This is a genomic window from Candidatus Poriferisodalis sp., from assembly GCF_965219595.1.
GTDB lineage: Bacteria > Actinomycetota > Acidimicrobiia > Acidimicrobiales > Poriferisodalaceae > Poriferisodalis.
Genome location: NZ_OZ244781.1, coordinates 672,612 through 691,175, shown reverse-complemented (window position 1 = coordinate 691,175; position 18,564 = coordinate 672,612). Strand labels below are relative to the sequence as shown.

The window sequence follows — 18,564 nt, the reverse complement described above, 5'->3', positions numbered from 1 at the left end:
TGGCTGGAAGGTTGAGGGGGAAACGATGAGCATGACAGCAGCATCCGCCAGCAACGGATCGAATGCGCCGTCGGCCGATGCGCCCGGTGTGGTGTCGATCGGCACCGAGTCCGACGCGGCGACGCTGCCTGCACAGGAGGCATTCGCCCTTGCTTGTGCGGGCGATCGGGAGCTGGTCTTGGCGTGTCGCTTCTGGACCGGCGGCATCCGTCTCGGAATCGGCGACCAATGGCTCGGCTTCACCGTGGCCGACGGCGAGATCACTGGCTCGGTGCCGGCTGAGGCGGGCGATGGTGTGGTCACCGTGACCGGATCGGCGGACGGGTGGGCGCCGCTGCTGGCGGTTCCGCAGCCACGGCTGGCCCGTCTGGCGCCGATGATGGTGCTCGGCGTGCTCGACAACAGCGAGACCGAGCAGCTCACGCTGTGGCAATACCTGCCGGCGCTCGAGCGGACAGCAGAACTGCTGCGCGAACTCGCAGACGAAGCAAGCCTCGCTGCCACAGCCGTTTTACCGCAGGATGGCTCAGCATCACGCCACGACAGTCCCGTCGGCCGCTACGTGCATGTCGAACTGGGAGATTCGGCGGGGCGCCGCGCCGACTACCGGCTGTACTACGAAGAGGCGGGCGACGGCATCCCGCTGCTGGCCCAGCACACGGCCGGCGCGCAGAGCCTCCAGTGGCGTCATCTGTTCGAGCGCTCCGAGATCACCGACCGATTCCGGCTCATCGCCTACGACCTGCCGTACCACGGCAAGTCACTGCCGCCCCACGGCCTGCCGTGGTGGTGCGAGGACTATCGGCTGGAAGGGGCATTCTTGCGCCAAGTGCCCGTGGCACTGAGCGAAGCGCTCGGGCTGGACCGTCCGGTGTTCTTGGGCTGCTCAGTCGGAGGCATGCTGGCGCTCGACCTGGCGTTGCGCCATCCCGACGAGTTCCGGGCAGTGATCTCGGTGGGCGGCGCGCTGCATGTCGGCGGCGACTGGGACGGGTTCGCCGTGGCATCGCATCCGGCCGTCAGCAGCCACGCCAAGGCCCGACTGATGGAGAGCCTGTGCGGTCCTGACGCGCCCACGCCCTATGTGAAAGAGGTGTCGCACGTCTACTCGGCTGCGTGGCCGCCTGCGTTCTGGGGCGACCTCTACTACTACATGGTCGAGCACGACCTGCGAGAAAGAGCGCACGAGATCGACACCAGCCGAGTCGGCGTTCACATCCTCAGCGGCGAGCACGACTGGTCTGGGCTCGTCGAGCACGGACAAGCGGCACACGAGGCAATAGCCGGCTCGACGTTCGCCGAGATGGCCGGCATCGGCCACTTCGCCATGCAAGAACAGCCCGAAGCATTCATCGGACATCTGCTCAGCGTGCTCGACTGCATCGAAGCAGACGCCACATTCTGAGCAGCACGCCCCAGTTCACGGCGTCATGCACCCCCGCCACTGGGTCTGTCAGTCCTGATCAACGATCAACCGGACCGAGAAGGAGCCGGTCGTTGCTCGATGCGCTCGTGGACGGAAGCCAGCCACCGAATCCGGCTCTGAATGCTGCAGCGTCAGGCGTCGGATTTCGCGGCGACGTGCAGTGCGTGCTGGGTCAGCAGCAGCGTGGCGATGAAGGTGCCGTGCTGCCACATGGGGTCGCGTGCGCCGAACAGGATCGCGCCGGCTGACAGCAGGGCGAAGAACAGCACGCTGAGGGTGATGGCGGTCCGAGCAGTGTCGTAGCGCCCATCGTTGCCGCCCCAGAAGCGGATCAGGGCCATGAGGAACATCAGCCCTAGCAGCAGCTCGATGATGCCCACGATGATGGCGATCGGCCACGCCAGCGATGTGCTCAGGCCGAGTGCCGGCAGGAAGTTGTTCTCGAGGCCGACCTTGAAGTTCGCTCCGAAGAACGTGTCGGCGTTGAAGAACTTGTCGAATCCGTTCAGGATCCAGAACAGGAACCAGTACAGGCTGAGCACTGTTCCCATCGAGAGCTTGGAATTGGATGAAGTGGCCATGGGCTGTCCGTTTCATGATCGGGTTGCTGTGTCGGCAGCGAGCCGATGCCCCCGAATCCGCCGTCAGAGCCCCCCTGCGGCGATCGAACGGGCAAGAGCTGCGCCAGACCAGATCGTACGACCCGCATCGACCCACAGCGGGGATGCGATCTGGGGCCGACGAGCGGCTGCGAGCTGAACGCCACGATGTGCGGCTGCCCACGACCAGTGCCGTGAGGTGCCGCGGCGCGCCTTCACCAGATGGGCAGTTCTCGGACCCGAATCCTCACGCGGAATGAACGGCGAGTTCTCTCTCACTGACACGTGCAGCGGCGAACTCCAGCGCTGCGGTGATGTCATCGGTCTCGAGATACGGATAGTCGGACAGCAAGTCTTCGTGGGTCCTTCCCGCAGCGAGCTGCCCGAGCAGCGTTGCCACGGTCACCCGCAAGTCCCTGATGCACGGCAGGCCGCCCATGCGGTGCGGATCAACGGTGATCCGGTCCAAGTGCACAGTCAGAGGCTAATCCGCAGGCCGGTCAGCCGTCGGGAGCGTCCTGCCAGGCGTAGGGGTAGATGACGGTGTTCATTTCGGCACCGGTGTCGGTGATGGCTTTGACAGCCACGGGTCGTCCGTCGGGCGGGATCGGAAACGGCTGCGACAGGAACGAGGTGATGTGCGACTGCGCGTCGGGCACAAGGTCGCGACCGAGGCTGCGCATGGCCGCTTTCAGACCCGCGTCATTTCGCAGGCCGTTGGGGAAGTAGGTGAGCCGGGCGATGAAGCTCATCTGGTCGTGGTCGGTGTCGATCATCCAGCAGTCGATGTGGTCCTCGTCGGTCTCGCGCACTGTGCCGGTGGAGGGGTCGTAGGTGTCACAGCCCAGCAGCCGCACGACCAGCGAGGTGCCGTCGGAGGTGCGGCGCACCTCGCAGTCCGGCTCGCCGAGCAAGGTGAACGTGCCGCCGTCGGCGCCCTGCTTGGACAACTCAGGGATCTGCAGGTCTTTCGAGGCCACGACCCGGTGCACGGTGCAGGGGCCGACAGCGGCAGGCACGTCAGGGTCGAAGGCGAAGCCCACGGCGATGAGGTCGGCACAGTCGGGTGCATTGCGACGGGCCTCCACGGCGGCTCGCGTGACCTGTGGTGCGGTCACGGTGGCGTCAGGGGCCGCGATCATGAGTCCGGCTTGGGTCTGCGTGTCGCGTCCGGGTCGGGTGCAGGTAACGCCGTGAGTGGCCAGATGGGTCTCGGGCCAACGCTCGTGATCGACGATTTGCAGCAGCGGCCGGCCGCCGGAGTCGCAGACGGGCGAGCGATGCAGCGCGTCGATGACGGCGCCGGTGATCTCGCCCGAAGCCAGGCCGAGGTCGACGACGCTGAGCTGCGCGGTGTCCTTGCCTGCGTTGCCGCGGGCCGATGCTGGGTCGGCTCTTGGTGTGTCAGCGGGTGCCGTGTCGAAGGGCAGGTACGAGTACGGCGAGTGCGACTCGACGGTGAACGGGCTGGCGAGGCGCACGCGTTTCGGCTCAGTCTCGGTCTGATCGACGAGCTTGATGACGTTGTCGGGATGGTCCCAGTCGGTGTTCGGGTCGGCGAGACGGCCGGCCGACACCTTCGGCATCTGCTCGCACACGAAGTCCGATGCGGGATCGGTACCGCCGTCAGTTGTGCGATGCCACGTGTAGACCGAGGTGGCCAGCTTCTGGCGGGCGACTGCGATCGCGACACGACTCACGTCGATGGTGACCCAGCGCCGCCCCCATTCCTCCGCAACGTCGGCGGTCACCCCCGACCCGCACGTCGGATCGAGCACGAGGTCGCCGGGATCGGTCGTCATCAGCATGCAACGCTCGATGATCGAACTAGCGGTTTGAACGACATAGCGCTTTTGGCCGCGGGCCGAGGTGACACGGTGCCAGACGTTGTCGATGCGTCGGCCGGGAGTCTCGGATGCAAATTGCTTCCACCGGAGCATCTTTCCGCTGCCCCCGAGTCTTCCCGTCCATCCGAGCCAGCACAAGCCGCATGGCTCGGGGTCGGGACACGGAGGCGAAGCCTCCGTGCGCGCGCCATTGTCGTCCGGCGGGGTACACACTGGTGCGTCTCCGTCGTGCACGGAGACGCGCCATTGTCGTCCGTCCCCGCAGTGGTACCGGTGACCATCGTACTCAACCCAGCGTGTACGGCCGGTGGTGGATGCGCCCATTGACGTGAGGTTCCCGCGCTGCCACAACTCCGCACCTTGCGGTAGTGCCGCATCAGCGTTCCGTCTTTCGTTCTTGGTGAGATTGCGGTCCACACCCTGAGCTACTTGCACCATGGCAGCGATTCCAAAGAACTCGGCAACATCACGCTGGCTGGTCAGGGGTTCGTACAGCTGGCGGTACCTGCACCGTGACTTGTCTTTGGCGTACCAGAGCAGGTATGAGGCGCTTTCCGGCAGCGTTCTCGCTGAGGAGCCACCGGTCGGGCGCCAGGTGATAGTCGCGACCCGGTTTTCGGGGCCGAAGACTTCGTCGCACACCAAGGCCAGCCGGTGGACGTTGATGTCGCCGATCTGGACGAACAGGGAGCCGGTGTCGGTGAGCAGTTCACGCGCCAGCACGGCCCGCTCGTGGATGCCGTCGAGATAGGAGTGGATGCCATTGCGGTAGCTGTCGCGGAACGCTCGCAGCGGCATGGTGTCGCCGACCGGCAGCCCGTCGAGCTTCTCGGGCGTTTCGAGCCTGCCGGTGGTGGTCTGGAAGTTGGACTTGAAGTTCTGGCCGTACGGGGGGTCGAAGTAGATCATCTGCACCGCATCGCGCAGGCCGTCCTTGGCGATCAGCGATTGCATCACCGCAGCGGAGTCGCCGTGGACGAGGCGGTTCTGCCAGTGGCCCGCGTGCTGGTACCACTCCCATTCGAGCGCTTCGTCGTCGAGTCCGTCGAAGTCGAGCTGCAGTGCCCGGTGCGCATCGCCCCGGCGCAGTTGCTCCACCAGCAGCGCCGGGGTGACCTTCTCGCGGGTGTACAGCGGCACACCGTCGAAGCTGTGGACGGCATCGGCCTGCGCATCGCCGCTGATCTGCGAGGTAGCGCCTTGGCGATCCCAGGCGAGCACGGGGTGAGTTCTCAGATCGCGGTCGAGGTTGACGCTGTCGCAGTCGATGCCAGCTTCGTACACCTGCGCGACTGCTTTGGGGAGCCGCCTTGCCGTCTCGAAGGGGGTCGGCGCACGATCGTCGTCGCTCATCAGAGCGGCCGTCTCGGCTGTGGGCTGGTTGGGCCGCTGCGCGGAAGCGTGTTCGTAGGAGTGGGATTCGGCGTCGGCAGGCGGTGGCGTCACGGGTGCTCCTTGTCTGGGTCGGCGGTCAATGCGTCGAGGCGAGCGGGCAGGTGGGCGGCGTCGGTGACCACCTCGTAGGCCCAGCGGCGCAGTTCCTCGGGAATCTCAGCGGAGCCTGCGACGGCCGGTATCCAGTGCTCGCGCGTCCAGCGCTCGGCTGCGAGCGCCTTGGGGTCGACGACGCCCTTGCACTCGATCACGACATTCAGCCCGTTCGTCAAGCGGGCGACGAAGTCGGGCTCGTAGCGGCGCCAGGCTCCGTCGAAGTGGTACGGCAGTGCCCAGTCGAGCCCGAAGTTGCGAGCCCAGGCGGCTACTGCGGGGTGATTGTCGAGGATGCGAGCGGCGTCGAGCTCAAGCCGGGAGTGGCACGCGGCGTGCGACAGCTCGCTTCGCTTCGCCGTGTGGATGTGGCGCAGCGTGGTCTCGAACCGCACCCCCGCGGTGTCGCCCAGCGACGGCCGGCCGAGCACCGCGATCTGTCGCGGGGGGGGGTCGCTGCTGCATGCGTGCCGAAATCGCACGCGGCGATCAGCTGCTGGTAGAAGTCGCGCTTGTTGCGATGCCGCAGCAGCACCGACGCGTCGGCACAGTCGACAGCGGGATGGGCAAGCCAGTCGCTCAGCGCCCGATAGACCGAGCCGAACAGTGCGCACCGCCCGCTGTCGCGAAGGTCGCCTCGTGGCGGCTTCAGCGCGCCGTTGCCTCCGAGGGTGAGCAGGTTGGCAATCTCGGCTGCACAGCGCACATGGGCAGCCTTGTGGCGTTGCAGATCGTTGGGCGACAGCTCGATCATCTCGCCCGCCACGCCTGCCATCTCCACCCGCTGTGCAGGGGCATCGTCGGACACCTTGGCGGGCTGCACGGCCGCCGGGCGGAGCCGAAAGCCGTGCTCCGACGCGATCGTGCGGTACTCGAGCACCTGCGGCCACATGATGCGCAGGCCGGACCTGCCGCGCACCGAGTACACCTCGGTGCGGTCGGGCGGCGGCGGCCCGACCCGCGTGCCGCGCATCGGCATGAACTCGAACGGGATGCCGAGCACCTCCGCATATTCGGGCGTGAGCAGGTGCGTCTTGCCGGGTTCTTCACGGAACGACTCGTACGACGTGCGCCGCAGCGCCCGCCCGGTGACCTGCTCGCACAGCAGCTGCGAGCTGAACGCCCGGAAGCCCACGATCTGGTGCACCGTTCGTGCGTCCCACCCCTCGGTGAGCATCGACACCGAGATCACGCAGCGCACCCCGGCGCCGAGCCGTCCCGGCTTGCCGACCGTGTTCAGGGCCTCGCGGATCGCGTCGGCCGGCATGTCGTCGCCCATATGCGCCGCCTGTTGCCGGAGCAGCTTCGCGAACCGGGCGGTGATGGCGTCATCGTCGTCGGGCCGCGAATGCACCAGCAGTGTGCAAGGGTCCGCCCGCCACTGTGTGGAGCCACCCGCGGGCGGCTCGACAACATTGGAGAACTCGTCGTAGCGGCCCGCCACGATCCGGCCGTCCGCGGTCTCGCAGCCGGCGATGTGCTCGTACAGCGCAACGGCGTTGTCGATGGTGTTGGTCACCACGATCATCACCGGCGGCGTGGGCTGTCCGCGGTCTTGCGCGGAAGCGAACGTGCGACGCCACTCGCTGACCGACGCCGCCAGCGCGTCCTCGAGCGGCTGCGGCAGTACTGCGGCAGGGTCGCTGCTGCGCTTGGGGAGCTTCTTCGCGGGCGTCGCCTCGTACAGCCGCCGCCACGCCGTGCGAGCCAGCGGCGTGTCGTCGCCGACAGGCACCCGTGGCACCTTCACCAGGCCCGACTCGATGGCGTCCATCAGGCCGAAGTCCGATGCCACCCATTCGAACATCGGCGACCCCTCGCCGCGGGCGGCTCGGCCGATCCACATGGGGGTTGCCGAGAAGTCGTACACCGGCGATGCCTGGCCGCCGAGCCGGTCGCGCTCGCCGAGCGCGCCCATGTCGCGCAGCGTCCGCACGGCGTTGAACCACACCGAGGCGATCTTGTTCTCGCTGCGTTCTTCGGCGGTCTGCTTCGGGTCTCCCTCGCCGGTACGGGGCAGGTAGCAGTGGTGGGCCTCGTCGTTGATGACGACGAGATCGCCGTGGGCGCCCCGGCGCGCCAGCAGGCCACCCACCACTCGGCGCACCATCGCCTGCGGCGACTCGGTTTGATCGATGCGGTCGTGGCCCAGCAGCGCCTTCTGCGCGCCGGTGGACTCGGTGGGGTCGCGTCGGCGAAATGCTTGGAAGTTCACGATCTCCACGCGTGCCGCGGTCAGGTCGCCCTTGAGTTCGTTAGGCACCAACCCGAGCTCGTCGTACACGTTCCCCGGTGAGCCTGGCCGCAGCACTCCCAGACGGTCGCGCACCGTGAGCCCAGGAGTCAGCACCAGGAATCTCGACGAGTGCTGCTGGTTGCGTTGGCGCTCGGTGCGCGCCGCGTTGAGCGTCTGCCAGGCGATCAGCATGCCCATCACCGCGGTCTTGCCGGTGCCGGTGGCCATCTTGGCGCAATAGCGCACGATGCCGTCATTCGCGGCGCGCGACGCTTCTTCGAGATCGCGCCGTTCGCGCGCGTCGCGCCGGGCGGCCTCCCGCAGCCAGATGAGCGTCTCGATGGCTTCGCGCTGCGCGAAGAACGGCCGCAGCTGCCGGTGCGAGGAGTCTTCGGCCCAGTGCACCAGCAGCTTGCGAGTGACCGGCGTGGTACCCGGGTAGCCGTCATTCCGCCAGGCGCGGACGCGCTCGCGGATGTCGTTGATGAGCCGATTCTCGTGATCGGTCGGGATGTCAAGAGCCATCGTGGCGGTGGCGTCGTCGTCAGGCACCGGCCGCAGCAGGGCCGATCTCCTGCGACCCGGTGCCGGCGACCGCCCCGCAATGGCACGGCCCGCCTGATCGAGATCCCAGTGCAGATCAGGTTCGTCGTAGGGCGAGCACAGGATCGGATCGACCGCAGGGTCAAACTCGAGCGCAGCAGCGGCGTCAGACACGCTCAAGGCCGCGTGTCCGTCCCGCTTCGACCACGAGACTCATCATGCTTGGCCGCAGGTGCGTCGGCAAGTCCACATGCCTGCTCGATTCTCGCCTGACTGAGCGACACTGCAGTGCCGGCCTCGATGGCGCTTGCCAACGCCATGAGGTTCTCCACCGGCCACGGTCCGGCGTACGCTGATCGAGGGGCAGAGGGGCTCGTACGGCCTCTGATCTGCCCCCGACAATGACAGCTGCTGGGAGCGGCAACATGGCTATCTCGAACGTGTCCGAGCTGCGAGAGACGTACCGTCCGCCGGCGGCGCGGGCACACCAGAAGGTGCTCGACCGCATCGACGACCATTCGCGGCGATTCATCGAGTTGTCTCCGCTGTGCGTCATCAGCTCGATCGGGGCCGACGGGCGGGCCGACACCTCGCCGCGCGGCGACCCGCCGGGTTTCGTGACGGTGCTCGACGACCAGACCCTGCTGATCCCCGACCGGCCCGGCAACCGGCAAGTCGACACCTTGCAGAACGTCCTCTTCAACCCGAATGTGGGGCTCCTGTTCTTGGTGCCCGGCATGAACGAGACGCTGCGCGTCAGCGGCACCGCCGAGATCGTGACCGACGCCGACCTGCTGGCGCCGCATTCGATCAAGGACCGGCCGCCGCTGTCGGGCCTGCGGGTCGCGGTCGAAGAGGCATTCCTGCATTGTGGACGGTCGCTCATCCGGTCGCGGCTGTGGGATCCCGCTGTGCATATCGACCGGTCCGAGTATCCCAGCTACGGGCAAGTGCTGGCCGACCAGATCAACGGCGCAGACGCTGTGGAAATCGACGCGTCCGAGGACGAGGCCAACCGAGACCGCCTGTACTGACCGAACACAGCTGCCGGAGATGCCTGCGGCAGCACCGCAAACGCCGAGTTGCATGATCACACGGCGAGCGGTTCGAAGGCAACCCGATGCTGCTGGTGACCATGACCGGCGCCCGCATTCGATTACCGGCCCGCGCCCGCGCGCTCAGGCGATGACCACCACCGGGGTCTCGATAGTGGTCCATTGGTAGAGGCGTTCGGCCTTGTCGTCGCGCTGGCGCACGCATCCCAGCGACCCGAACTCGCCGAGCTCGGCTTCGGTCTGCACGGGCGTGTCCCGCCTGCCGCGCGGAATCGAGTGGAAGCCGATCTGGTCCCCGTCGGAGTCGGTGGTGAAGCGCACCATGTGCTCCATGGTGACCAGCCAGTTGTAGGAGATCGCATCCTCCGACTTCGACGTGACCGAATAGCGGCCCGGCAACGGCGACTCCGCATGCCCGCTGACCGGGTAGTTGTCCACCATGGCGCCGTCGGCGTCGATGAGCCAGACCCACTGGCTGCCCCGGTCGTAGATGACATGGCGAGCACCCACGATCCCGACATCGGGTGCGGTGTTTCCGCCGTGCCACAAGGTCTGTCCCAGTGGTGTGAGGGCGGACAACGTGCCGTCATCGGCAAGCTGCAGCGATGCGCCTGTTGCGCTGCGCGTATCGGCAGTCCACAGCCGTGCCTCGTCCCCGTCGGATGTCGTGGCTCCGAAAGCGGGATGGGCCGTGTCGTAGAGGACGAGTTCGCCGTCGGCGCGCATCACCAACAGCGGCATCGCTGCGGGGGCCGGCTCGGTCGACCACAGGATGCTCCGCAGACCCAGCCCGTCGTCGGTGGGGCTCAGCACCAGCCTTCCGTCGGGCTCGAGCGTCAGCCGATACCAACCGTTCGGCGATATTGCCGACTGGCCAGCAGACAGATACTCGCCGGGACCCAGCACGATCGCAGCAGGCGGAGCCTCGGACCCCTTCTCGGGCAAGTCGATCGCTCTGTTGCCGCCGTCTGGGTGCCACGGCGCATCAAAATCGAGATGTCAGCGCTGCGAGGGCTCGGCCCTCAGATCGGCGACAGCGCCGGCGGCAGACGCCGGATGGAACGGCAGCACCCCGATCGCCGCGGCCACGTCGAGCCCGACGGCGGTGCGCAGAAGCGTCTTCGAGGCGAGCACACATGACGAGAGTCCGGCAGCGTCGTCGAAGAGCGCAACGCCGCCATGCCTGCCCTGTCGGTCGTCACTGTCGGGGATGTTCGCCGACGTGAACGTAGGCCTGCACCCAACTCGCTGCAAGCCGTCTTCGCGCGGCGGGTGAAACGCCCAGGTCTCCGACGAGGGGCCGCTCAGTCGTCGGAAGGCCCTCGGGCTGAGGCCTGCGTTCGCGGCCGACGCTTCCCGTCGGCATCAGCAGGCGACTGATCGGGGTTCAGCCTCGCTGATGGGATGGAGAGGTCTGGCGTGCTCAGGGAAAGCGAAGCGGTGGGTTGGTGAGCGGTACGGGCGAGCCGGTCATCTTCCGGCGCAGTTCTCGCAAGGAGTCGCGGGCGGCTGCGAGATTGGCATGAAGCAGTTCGTCGCTGTGGCAGCGCCGCTCGGCTGCGAGCCGCAGCCACCGCGGTAATGCAGCGTCGAGTGTCGCGAGCCATTCGCCGCTCGGCTCGAAGCCGTATTCGACGGTCTCCCGATAGTCCGCCGAGTCCATGTGGGCGCCGCCGCTTTCGAAGCCGAAGTTCGGTATCCACTGTTCAAGGAAAATCTTCACTCTCGGTGGGTTCCAGCGGAACACGTCGTCGATCCAGCATGAATTCGCAAACATCGCTGCAATCAGGACCAGGTCACTCAGAGCGGAGGCATCTTCGGCGAGCGAGCGGTCGGCGACGAACCGCTCGACGGCCTCGGTGAACTGGCGGTCGGCACGCGGATCGTCGCCGATCAAGTGCCGGTCTGCAGCGGGCGCGACAGCTTCGGGCAGTTCACCGCCGCTCGGCAGCAGGCGCACGAAGTGTCCGATGAGCGCACGCAGGCAGAGGTCGTCGTCTGCTTCGCCCCAGTCCGGATCACCGTCGAGCTCGTCGGCTGCCTCGATACGGCGCAGGCTCGCCCGATCGAACTCGGCGAGCCCATGGTCCATCAGTGCCCGAGCTTCGGCGAGGTTGATGCTGGCGACGCGGTGCCCTTCGGCGACGTCACGAGACTCGGACGCCGTCACCGGACGGACAGAAAATCCGTGCGCTGCACCCCAGGCGTGCGGGTGGAAGGCTGCGCCCACCTCTTGGATCGTTCCGTCGGGACGCCGGTAGTCGACGAAAAGCGACACGTACTCGTCCCATTGATCGCTGGTCATCACGGCACTGATGGGCTCAGCTGTCCCGAGGTCGTGTACCCACTCTGGCACCTCGATGCCGTCGTCGACGAGGCGCCGCAGTCGGGTGCGCGCCTCGGGTTGGACCGTCGGTTCGCCGAATGCGGCAAGGACGGCCAGCGCAATGGCACCCGGAGTACCGCCGATGGCAGCGAAATGCCGAATTGCAACACCGACGCTGTCGCCCCACGGATTCCAAGGCGTTTCCACGGCGGAAATGACCACCGCGACGAGGTTCTCCTCGACATCGGCGAACGGCGCATTGTCGCAAATCTCGAGGTTCTCTGCCACGTCGCTGACAATTGACGACATGCGTATGCGCACGTAATCCGTGGGTGCCGAAGACCGCAGGATTCGGTCGGCCACACCGCCCGAGCCCTTGGGCGTCACACGGCGGCTGCTGCCAGCCGCAGCACGCGGATTGCCCTTTGGGCTGGGCCGGCGCTTCGCCCTGCGCTTTCGTCTACTCGCCACGTCTGCCTTCCGGTTGCTTGCGCCGTTGCCTCAGCATCGAGGTGCTGCCGCAGCGGCCTCAACCTACGGGCCGGTGCCGCCTTGCGCAGTATTGACATAGGGTTCGCGGGTCGAATGATGCGAGGGGAGCAGCAACGCCATGTCGATGAAGGGAATGGAAGACGGCCAGGTGCTGTCGTTCAATCAGCAGATCATCGCCGAGTTCCGGGAGAACGAAGGACGCTGCGGCGGCATGTTCGAGGGCAATCCGATGCTGCTGATGACGATGACCGGCGCTCGCAGCGGGCGCCAGCTCACCAGCCCGCTGACCTACCACCGTCACGGCGACGACTACGTCGTGATGGCCTCAGCAGGCGGTCATCCCAGCCACCCGGCGTGGTACCACAATATTGTCGCCAACCCCCAAGTCACCTTGGAGGTGGGCGTTGATGTGCTGTCGGCTGCTGCGGTTGTCCTGGAGGGAGACGAGCGCACCGAGGCGTTCAGCGCCATGTGCGAGGCGATGCCCCGCTTCGGCGACTATCAGGAATCCGTCGACCGGGAGATCCCGATCGTGGCCTTGCGCCCGACGGGCTGAGGCGGCTCGGCTGGCGACACCAGGACTGCGGGGGATCGGGCAGAACGATGACTGAGGTGCCTGTCTGCGTGATCGGCTGCGGGCCGATCGGGCTGACCGGTGCGCTGCTGCTGTCTCGCCACGGTGTGCCGGTGCTGCTGGTGGAGCGGCGCAGCGAGCTGAACACCCATCCCCGGTCCCGCTTCGTGGACACCAACACGATGGAGCTGTTCCGCGAGTTCGGCGTGGAGAAGGGGGTGGAGGACACGGGCTTGGGACCCGCTTGGACGGCGTACAACCGGTGGTCGGACACCTTGGCCGCCGAGCCGTACGCGACCATCCCGAGCCCCACGTTCCTCAGCGTGCCGGGGCCGAACAGCCCGTGCATCCCCGTGATGACTGCGCAGGACGAGGTGGAGGCCGCGCTGATGACTCGGGTGGCCGACGACCCGATGATCACGGTCCGCTTCGACACCGAGGCCATCGACCTCGGCCAGACCGACGACAGCGCCCACTTGACACTGCGCGACACGAAGACCGACGAACGCGAAGCGGTCACGGCGCAGTACGTCATCGGCGCTGACGGGCCCGGCAGCGGCACGCGCGAGGTGATCGGCACCCGCCTCGAGGCCGAGCCGCGGCCGGTGTACTCCCAGGACGTGATCTTCCACGCAGATCTCGACGCGTATGTGGGCGACCGCAAGGGTTCGCTGCTGTACACCACGACCTCGCAGGGCGTGGTGATCTTCCAGCCGCTCGACGGGCGCCGCCGGTGGCGCTGCCAAGTGGTGGTGGGCGACGAGAACCTGGTCTCCGAGGAGGCGGCGAGCGCCCGCATCCGGGTGGCGCTGGGCACCGACGACGATGTGGAGCTCGAGATCCTCAGCATGCGCATGTGGCAGCCGACGCCGGGCTGCGTGACGCAGTTCGCCAAGGGCCGCATCTTTCTCGCGGGCGACGCGGCGCACGTGTCGGTGCCCACCGGCGGCATGGGCAACAACACCGGCTTCGCCGGCATCCGCAACTTGGCGTGGAAGCTTGCCTATGTGCTGCGCGGCCTGGCGCCGCCCTCGATTCTCGACACCTACGAGGAAGAGCATCGGCCCATCGCCGTCGAGCGAATCGCGCACGGCGTCAGCACCACCGACTACATGTCGGCGATGATGCTCGGCCACATCGGCGGACTCGACGTCGACGAGCACATCGAGGCGACGCATCAGTACGCCGACTATGACGACCTGCTGCTCGGCTTCGAGATGTCGTCGAGCCTGATCGCTCCCAATGCCGAGCCGCCGGCCGACCGCCAGGACCCGGCCAATCGGCGCCGGCCACCGGGCGGGAGCGTGAGCGCAGAATTCGTCCCGCTGCTGCGGTCAGGACGCCGCGCCCCCCATGTGTGGGTGGACGCCGATGGGACCGAGTCGGTGCTGGACTGGTACGGCTACTCCTATGTGCTGCTCGTGGGGTCAGCGTGCTCGCTTGAAGCCTGGCAGGCCGCGATCGCCGACCTGCCGGCCGGCGCAGCGCCCGTCTCGGTACGTCAGCTGCCGGCTCACGCCTGTGGGGGCCCGTACCAAGCCGGCGCCGTGGTGCTCGTCCGCCCCGACGGCGTCATCGCCTGGTGCCGCAACGACTTCGACGGTCGGCCTGAGCTGTCCGGGGTTTCGGCATACTTGCCTCACCCCGCCCGCGGCGCCGTCGCGGGATGATTTCCATTTCAGGCTTGGCGGAGCTGCGACAGGCCTGTCGCCCGAACAACGAAACACCTGCCTCGGCGACCGCGTCGGAGACGTCTAGCGGACAGGTCCGAATATTGCATCGGGAACGCGGCCCGCGCAGAGTGGCTTTGAGGGCGTGAGCGAGATGGACTCGATGCGGCACTGGCTGGGAGAGATGTTCGGCCAGGTCGGCGAGCGCTTCGACCGGATGGACGAGCGCATCGACCGCTTCGAGGCACGGGTGGACGAGCGCTTCGACCGTCTGGAGGCTCGCGTCGACGAGATCGCCACGGTGAACGGCACGCTGATCGACGAGGTGGCCCGCATCAACCGTCGTCTCGCCTGACACTCAGTCGCCGCTCGGGCGCGGCGCTGGCAGGCGAAGGCTCCAGTTCAAGCAGAGCGGAAATCCGAGTTCACGCCGAGCAGGTCGCTGCCTGACCGGGCGAGTCCTTACTGTTCGGTGCCGGGCTGTGCGGCGGCAAGCTCGCTCAGCACCGCTCCTGCTACTTCGGTGACATCCCAGCTGGAGGTGTCGACCTCGGCCAGCTGGTCGAAAGCTGCTGCCACTTCGCCGGCGCGGGAATCTGCGTACGAACGGGCGTTGTAGTGCGTGGGGATGATGAAATGCCCGGCGGCGACGCCGTCGAGTGCGCGCTGGGCCACGACATCGGCTGGCATGCCGCGTTCGATAATGGCTTGCGCTATGGGCTGCGGCTCGGTGGGGCCGCCGAATGCACTGGGCCGCCGCCCACCCGAGGCCCACAGCTTGCTGGAGGTGAGCCCTGGGCACAGCACGCTGACGCCCAGATGGGGCGGCAGCTCGGCCCGCATCACCTCGCACAAGCCCAGTACCGCGTGCTTGGATGCGGTGTAGGCGCCGGCGCCGGCATGGGGCAGGCCGAGCGAGTGCTCTGAGCCGGTTGCCAGCAGCCAGCCAGGCGTTCCCACAGCGGCCATGCGTCGTCCGAAGGCGCGCAGCGTGGCCAGAACCCCGAAGAAATTGACCTCCAGCACCCAGCGGGCATCGCTCGCTTCGCCGTCGAGCAGCGGCCCCCCAGCCGCGGACACCCCGGCGTTCGCGCACACGAGCCCCGGCGTGCCGTGCGCGGCGCACAGTTCGCGGGCCAGTTCGTCCAGCGCATCGTGATCGGTGACGTCGCACGCCACGGCCACCGCCTCTGCCACGCCAGCGTCACCAGCCGAGCGCACCTGGGCGGCCGTCTGCTCGGCCGCGGCGACGTCGATGTCCGCAACGGCCACCACCGCCGCGCCCCGCCGGGCAGCTTCGTGCGCCAGCGCCGCGCCGATGCCGTTGCCTGCGCCGGTCACCACCACCAGGCGTCCCTCGACCACGCTGTCTGCTCCGCTCTCGCTCATCACTGCGTGCCTTCCGAACTTCCGGCGTTGCCGTTGCCAGTCCCGCTAGCGGCGTGGGGGCAGGTGAGCACGGGCATCTCGGTGATGGCGTTGAACCACACGCTGCCCATCGGCGTGTACGGCTCGGCCAGGGTGATGTCGGGCAGCCGTCGGTACAACTCGGCGAGCACGCAGCGCAGCTGGGTGCGCGCCACCGCCGCACCCAAGCAGAAATGCGGCCCCGACCCGAACGCCAGGTGCGCCGGCGCGTTCGGCCGCAGGATGTCGAACCGGTTCGGATCGTCGAACACGTCGTCGTCGCGGTTGGCCGAGATGTACGACAGGTACACCTTGTCGCCCTTGGCAATGGCGGCACCGCCGATCTCCACATCTTCGGTGGCAGTCCGGCAGAACTGCATCACCGGCGGCGAGAAGCGAAGCACCTCCTCGATGGCGTTCGGAAGCCGGGCGTCGAGATCTTCGAGCAGCAGCGCCCTCTGATCGGGGTGCTCGTCCATCAGCCGCACGAAGTGGGCGGTGGTGTTGCGGGTGGTCTCGTGCCCGGCGATCGACAGGGTCACGAAGAACTGCGTGATTTCGTCGGGAGTGAGCGCACGCCCGTCGACCTCGCCATGGGTGTACTTCGACAGCATCGTGTTGTCGTCGAGTTTGTCGGAGTTCTTCACCAAGGCGTCGAGGAACAGGTACAGCTCGAACATGTTGTGCTCGAAGTTCTCGGCGAACTCCACATTCGCAACGTTGTTCGCAATTCGGAGGTACTCGCGACGCTGCTCCTGGGGCACGCCCATCATCTGGCACAGCAGCACCATGGGCAGCTCGGCGGCCACGTCGAACACGAACTCGGCGCGGTCGCGCGATGCCAACTCGTCGATCACCTTCGCCGCCTCGGCCTCGATGAACGGCTCCAGCGCAGCGATGCGCCGCGGCGTCATGCCCGGCTGTAGCAGCCGCCGGTACTGGGTGTGCTGTGGCGGGTCCATGCCCATCAGCCCCGAACGCTGCGCCTGCAGCGCGATCGGGTTCTCCTTGACGTCCACCCACAGCACCGAGTTCTCCCATGCCGAGAAACGGCTCGGGTCCTTCGAGGCTGCGTCCACATCTGCGTAGCGGCTCAGAACCCAGAAGCCCGGACACGGGATGTGCATGTGGTCTACAGACGGGGGTGGGTTCCACCACACCGGCGCCTCGCGGCGCAACACCTCCAGGTACTCGTACGGCGGGCCGCCGATGCGGGCCATGTCGGCCTGGCTCGCCAAGTTCACGTCCCCCGGTCTCAGCCCCATGACGCCTCCCGTGCTGTGGATACCAGTCGATCTCTCGGCTCTCGTGCCGTCGTGCTGTGCACTCGGCGGCGCCCGACCCGACTGCGCGGGCAGGGCGGCAGCTCGTCTTGCGAGCCGCCAAGACCCTACGCCAACGCTGTGACAGCTTCCGCCGCTTCGCTCAGCCCCGCCGAGCGTCGCACCAGTGTCGTCTGGGCGTCGGCAGCATCGGATCTCAGAATCGCGGAACGACCCTTGACGACGCGCGGCATTCACGGTGCTCGTAGTCATTTTGCAGAACTCGTGATCGCGAGCCATCCCCAGGAGTCAGCGCGTGACGCAAAGCCTCAGCATTCGACCGTCGGCCATGCGGGGCCGATTCGCCGCGGCACTGGCCGTAGCGGTCGCGGCGGCGGTGCTCGTACCGCTGGCGCAACCCGCCGCGGCCAGTGCCGCCTCGGTCGTCAGCGTCGCCGCCGAATTCGACAAGATCTACGAAGGCGGCACTGCAGTGTTCACCTTCACCGCCGATCCCGCTCCGGCGAAGGATCTCGTCGTGACGTACGAGGTCGACGAGAGCCAATACCATAACGACTCGTTGACTGACGCCCAGACGGGAACCCACACCGTCACTATCCCGGCGAATCAAGCCAGCGTGGCAGTCGAAATCCCGGTTCGTCCCGACACATACTACGCCTGGGCAGGCGCAGATGAGGCTTGGGGCCAAGGATATGACAACATCAGCGGCGTCGCCCTCGGCAACATTGACGAAGCCAAATATGTCGGCAGATACAACGGACATTATTGCAAGAATAATGGCAGCGGATTGCCGTGGAGAGAAGAGCCCCCGAGCGGCGAAGGGAATCACGGTGGCGACACGAGCAGTCCATTCCATCCCGACAATCCCCGCTTCGTCGGAAGATTCAAGTATGCGAACGACACCCTCAACGAGAAGAAAGGTGACGCTATCCCTGATGTCAAACAGGGGGACCGCCAGTGCAGCATCTACGACTTCAATCATTACTCCAACAAAGGAGAGGTGAGGGTCAAGATCACATCGGTGAGTGCAGGAGGCAGGAAAGCCGATAAACCGCCCGTTGTTTTCACAAAGGTTGTCGACCGGAGTCTGTGGACGGACAAGCTGGACATTGTCCATACCAGCGGAAGCACTTCGGTCGCGGAGAACGGTGGCACTGACACGTACAGTGTGGCGCTCACCGGCAGGCCCAGCAGTAACGTCACCGTCACGGTGAGGTCGCACAAGCCAGAAGCCGCCAAAGTCACAGACGACGACGCTGCGAACGTCGCCATCGACCTGAGCACCGATCTCACTTCGATCAGCGAAGACGCTGGCGCGCAGACCGTGACCGTCTCCATCAACAAGGCACCCGCCCAAGACATCCAGATCGGCTACACGGTCTCATCCAACAGCGCGGTGCAGGATGTGGACTTCGTTGGGTTGGACGGCGACATCAAATTCGACGGGGGCACGTCGACGCTGACCAGACGCCGGTTGGTCACTGTGCTGAACGACACGCTGCCGAGCGAGGGTCCCGAGACCGTGACCATCACGCTCACGGACGGCGCTGGGTATCGGCTCGGCGCGCAAGCGAGCGTCACCATCACCATCGACGACAACACGTAGGCGCCGGCCCAG

15 protein-coding genes are annotated in these 18,564 nt (G+C 66.9%); 6 read left to right on the top strand and 9 right to left on the bottom strand.

Annotated features, from left to right (window positions below):
• Positions 1-25: 25 nt before the first annotated feature.
• A complete protein-coding gene (locus ACOQPE_RS02805; RefSeq protein WP_420610406.1) occupies positions 26-1,405 on the top strand; it encodes an alpha/beta fold hydrolase in 1,380 nt (459 codons plus the stop codon).
• A 152-nt stretch (positions 1,406-1,557) separates the two neighbouring features.
• Here ACOQPE_RS02805 and ACOQPE_RS02800 read toward each other — a convergent pair whose 3' ends face one another.
• From ACOQPE_RS02800 to ACOQPE_RS02785, 4 genes are all read right to left on the bottom strand, one after another.
• Entirely contained in the window at positions 1,558-2,007 is a 450-nt protein-coding gene (locus tag ACOQPE_RS02800) for a hypothetical protein (protein WP_420610405.1), read from the bottom strand.
• Positions 2,008-2,272: 265 nt separating this feature from the next.
• A complete protein-coding gene (locus tag ACOQPE_RS02795; RefSeq protein ID WP_420610404.1) occupies positions 2,273-2,500 on the bottom strand; it encodes a DUF433 domain-containing protein in 228 nt (75 codons plus the stop codon).
• 25 nt (positions 2,501-2,525) lie between these two features.
• The gene (locus ACOQPE_RS02790) at positions 2,526-5,318 is read right to left on the bottom strand and encodes a DNA methyltransferase (RefSeq protein ID WP_420610403.1); all 2,793 of its coding nucleotides are present in this window, start codon (positions 5,316-5,318) and stop codon (positions 2,526-2,528) included.
• Between the two features lie 313 nt (positions 5,319-5,631).
• Entirely contained in the window at positions 5,632-8,313 is a 2,682-nt protein-coding gene (locus ACOQPE_RS02785; RefSeq protein WP_420610402.1) for a DEAD/DEAH box helicase family protein, read from the bottom strand.
• A gap of 251 nt (positions 8,314-8,564) precedes the next feature.
• Here ACOQPE_RS02785 and ACOQPE_RS02780 point away from each other — a divergent pair, with 251 nt between their 5' ends.
• The gene (locus tag ACOQPE_RS02780) at positions 8,565-9,173 is read left to right on the top strand and encodes a pyridoxamine 5'-phosphate oxidase family protein (RefSeq protein WP_420610401.1); all 609 of its coding nucleotides are present in this window, start codon (positions 8,565-8,567) and stop codon (positions 9,171-9,173) included.
• 144 nt (positions 9,174-9,317) lie between these two features.
• Here ACOQPE_RS02780 and ACOQPE_RS02775 read toward each other — a convergent pair whose 3' ends face one another.
• From ACOQPE_RS02775 to ACOQPE_RS02765, 3 genes are all read right to left on the bottom strand, one after another.
• Positions 9,318-10,139: a L,D-transpeptidase family protein gene (locus tag ACOQPE_RS02775; RefSeq protein WP_420610400.1), complete on the bottom strand. Its 822-nt coding sequence runs from the start codon at positions 10,137-10,139 to the stop codon at positions 9,318-9,320.
• Between the two features lie 54 nt (positions 10,140-10,193).
• Positions 10,194-10,328, bottom strand: a complete 135-nt coding sequence (locus tag ACOQPE_RS02770; protein WP_420610399.1) for a hypothetical protein — start codon at positions 10,326-10,328, stop codon at positions 10,194-10,196.
• Positions 10,329-10,617: 289 nt separating this feature from the next.
• On the bottom strand, positions 10,618-11,907 hold the full coding sequence (locus tag ACOQPE_RS02765) for a hypothetical protein (protein WP_420610398.1): 1,290 nt from the start codon (positions 11,905-11,907) through the stop codon (positions 10,618-10,620).
• 223 nt (positions 11,908-12,130) lie between these two features.
• Here ACOQPE_RS02765 and ACOQPE_RS02760 point away from each other — a divergent pair, with 223 nt between their 5' ends.
• The 3 genes from ACOQPE_RS02760 (at position 12,131) to ACOQPE_RS02750 (ending at position 14,611) form a co-directional block, all read left to right on the top strand.
• Complete coding sequence (locus ACOQPE_RS02760) at positions 12,131-12,568, top strand: nitroreductase family deazaflavin-dependent oxidoreductase (protein WP_420610397.1); 438 nt, start codon at positions 12,131-12,133, stop codon at positions 12,566-12,568.
• A 47-nt stretch (positions 12,569-12,615) separates the two neighbouring features.
• Entirely contained in the window at positions 12,616-14,256 is a 1,641-nt protein-coding gene (locus ACOQPE_RS02755) for an FAD-dependent monooxygenase (RefSeq protein ID WP_420610396.1), read from the top strand.
• 145 nt (positions 14,257-14,401) lie between these two features.
• Positions 14,402-14,611: a hypothetical protein gene (locus ACOQPE_RS02750; RefSeq protein ID WP_420610395.1), complete on the top strand. Its 210-nt coding sequence runs from the start codon at positions 14,402-14,404 to the stop codon at positions 14,609-14,611.
• A gap of 107 nt (positions 14,612-14,718) precedes the next feature.
• Here ACOQPE_RS02750 and ACOQPE_RS02745 read toward each other — a convergent pair whose 3' ends face one another.
• Together ACOQPE_RS02745 and ACOQPE_RS02740 are read right to left on the bottom strand one after the other, a co-directional pair.
• Complete coding sequence (locus ACOQPE_RS02745; protein WP_420610394.1) at positions 14,719-15,645, bottom strand: SDR family NAD(P)-dependent oxidoreductase; 927 nt, start codon at positions 15,643-15,645, stop codon at positions 14,719-14,721.
• Positions 15,645-16,907, bottom strand: coding sequence for a cytochrome P450 (locus ACOQPE_RS02740; protein WP_420610393.1), 1,263 nt, complete (start codon positions 16,905-16,907; stop codon positions 15,645-15,647). The genes ACOQPE_RS02745 and ACOQPE_RS02740 overlap by 1 nt, the downstream gene beginning before the upstream one ends.
• Positions 16,908-17,241: 334 nt before the next feature.
• On the opposite strand from ACOQPE_RS02740, the gene ACOQPE_RS02735 reads away from it, so the two are divergent.
• Positions 17,242-18,552, top strand: a complete 1,311-nt coding sequence (locus tag ACOQPE_RS02735; RefSeq protein ID WP_420610392.1) for a hypothetical protein — start codon at positions 17,242-17,244, stop codon at positions 18,550-18,552.
• The last annotated feature ends 12 nt before the right edge of the window (positions 18,553-18,564 follow it).